Origin of the sequence: Propionicimonas sp., assembly GCF_047606205.1 — a bacterium.
Classification (GTDB): Bacteria; Actinomycetota; Actinomycetes; order Propionibacteriales; family Propionibacteriaceae; genus Propionicimonas.
The window spans coordinates 1-2,684 of sequence record NZ_JASGES010000047.1 but is presented as its reverse complement, the minus strand read 5'-3'; the positions used below and the strand labels follow the sequence as shown (position 1 = coordinate 2,684).

General features: G+C 70.3%; 1 protein-coding gene. It reads right to left on the bottom strand.

Annotation, left to right across the window (positions count from 1 at the left end):
• Positions 1 to 340 precede the first annotated feature (340 nt).
• Complete coding sequence (gene groL, locus QM633_RS03315) at positions 341 to 1,963, bottom strand: chaperonin GroEL (RefSeq protein ID WP_415152305.1); 1,623 nt, start codon at positions 1,961 to 1,963, stop codon at positions 341 to 343.
• Positions 1,964 to 2,684: the final 721 nt, after the last annotated feature.

The following is a 2,684-nucleotide window of genomic DNA, read 5'->3' as shown; positions in this document are numbered from 1 at the left end:
CTCGCACGGTCCGGCAGTCCGGTGGACCGAGTGAGGAACCGTCCCCGGTCTCCCCACGACTCGGTTTGGCAGTCCGGTGGACCGAGTGAGGAACCGTCCCCGGTCTCCCCCACGACCGGTCGTGTCCCGCCGACGCCGCCCGAGTGCCACCCTGCCGCTCGATCGGGGCCGACTCGCCACCCTTCTGTTCGCGGTGAGCCGGGGACGCCAGAGGGCCGGCCGCCCCTTCTGGAGCGACCGGCCCTCCTGGGTCAGCCGGGTTGGGCCGCTGCCGGGGGAACCGCGTCCGCGAGCCTGCTCGCGAGCGCGACGTTGACCCCCGCAGCCGAACCCCGTTCGGTCAGAAGTCCATGCCGCCCATGCCACCGTCACCGGCGGGCATCGGCGGAGTCTTCTCCGGCTTGTCCGCGATCACGGCCTCGGTGGTGAGGAACAGCGCGGCGATGGACGCGGCGTTCTGCAGCGCCGACCGGGTGACCTTGGCCGGGTCGATGATCCCGGAGGCCACCATGTCGACGTACTCGCCCGTGGCCGCGTTCAGGCCCTGGCCCGCAGGAAGGTTCGAGACCTTCTCCGCCACGACGCCGCCCTCGAGGCCGGCGTTCACGGCGATCTGCTTCAGCGGCGCCGAGCACGCGGTGAACACGATCTGCGCACCGGTCGCCTCGTCACCGACCAGACCCGTGACGTCCGCCTTGGCCGCGGCCTGCAGCAGCGCCACGCCACCACCGGGGACGATGCCCTCCTCGACGGCAGCCTTCGCGTTGCGGACGGCGTCCTCGATACGGTGCTTGCGCTCCTTCAGCTCGACCTCGGTGGCCGCACCGACCTTGATCACCGCGACACCGCCGGCCAGCTTGGCCAGGCGCTCCTGCAGCTTCTCGCGGTCGTAGTCGGAGTCGGAGTTCTCGATCTCGCGACGGATCTGCGCCACCCGGCCGGCGATCTGGTCGGGCTCGCCCGCCCCGTCGACGATGGTGGTCTCGTCCTTGGTCACGAGCACCGAACGCGCGCGGCCCAGCAGGTCGAGGGTGACCGCGTCCAGCTTCAGGCCGACCTCCTCGGAGACGACCTGGCCGCCGGTGAGGATGGCGATGTCGCCGAGCATGGCCTTGCGGCGGTCACCGAAGCCCGGGGCCTTGACGGCGACGGACTTGAAGGTGCCCTTGATCTTGTTGACGATCAGGCCGGCGAGCGCCTCGCCGTCCACGTCCTCGGCGATCACCAGCAGCGGCTTGCCCGACTGGACGACCTTCTCCAGCAGCGGCAGCAGGTCGCGGAGGCTGGAGACCTTGGAGTTGACGATCAGGATGTACGGGTCGTCGAGGACGGCCTCCATGCGCTCCGGGTCGGTCACGAAGTAGCCGGAGATGAAACCCTTGTCGAAGCGCATGCCCTCGGTGAGCTCGAGGTCGAGCCCGAAGGTGTTGCTCTCCTCGACCGTGATCACGCCCTCCTTGCCGACCTTGTCCATGGCCTCGGCGATGATCTCGCCGACCGTGGTGTCGGCAGCCGAGATGGACGCGGTCGCCGCGATCTGCTCCCTGGTCTCGATGTCGACGGCCTGGTTGCCCAGCTCGTCGACGATCGAGGCCACGGCCTTCTCGATGCCCTTCTTCAGGCTCATCGGGTTGGCGCCGGCGGTGACATTGCGCAGGCCCTCACGGACCATCGCCTGGGCGATCACGGTCGCCGTGGTGGTGCCGTCGCCTGCGACGTCGTCGGTCTTCTTGGCGACCTCCTTGACCAGCTCTGCGCCGATCTTCTCGTAGGGGTCCTCCAGCTCGATCTCCTTGGCGATGGACACGCCATCGTTGGTGATCGTCGGCGCGCCCCACTTCTTCTCCAGGACCACGTTGCGGCCCTTCGGGCCGAGGGTGACCCGCACGGCGTCGGCAAGGGTGTTCATTCCCCGCTCCAGGCCGCGGCGTGCCTCGACATTGAACTCAATCAGCTTCGCCATGTTGTGTTGGCAATCCTTTGGCGTCTCGGGGGGCCTGCGCCCCACGGATGGACTTGTCAGGGTCTTCGCCTCGATGCCCGCGACGGACGATCCAGAGGGATCTCATCGAGTCAGACTGGTGGCACTCTCAACCTGAGAGTGCTAACCCCATGTTTAGCACTCACCTACCCCGAGTGCAAACAATCGCCGCGGAATTCCCCCGCGGCGCACCCCGAGCGACCGCCGCTGCGACGGGTGGCCGTGGTGGCGTCGCCCGCCGGTGCCCGGACGCGCGGAGGTGCCACCTCCGGCCCGCGCCCGCCAGGCTCGGGCCGGAGGCGCCAGGAGGTGTCGCCGGAGGATGGCGGTCCGGGCCGACGGCCTTCACTGGCGGTCCGCTCGAACACAAGGGCGCCCGGTGGCTGCAGGCGAGCCACCCATCCCGGACGCCCGGCGGAGCCGGACCGGCCATGGCCGGTCGAGACCGGCCATGCCCCTACTCCACCTGCCCCGCCTTCAGGTCCCCTCCAGCAATCCTCAAGATCCGCTCAAACCCCCGGATCCGCATCGCATCGCCCCGCCGAACCCGGGCCGAGGGGCCGGGATGGCGGGCGCGGTCCAGGCCGGGACCGCCACGCCGTCAGCGCGAACGTGGCCGGGCCGGGAGCGTGAGGGTGAGGGTGGCGCCGCGGCCGGGGCCGGGGCTCGCCGCGGCCAGCATCCCGCCGTGGGCCTCGGCGAT

Bases quoted from the DNA above. Each gene is read 5' to 3' on its own strand.
- groL (WP_415152305.1), bottom strand. From the start codon at position 1,963: ATGGCGAAGCTGATTGAGTTCAATGTCGAGGCACGCCGCGGCCTGGAG.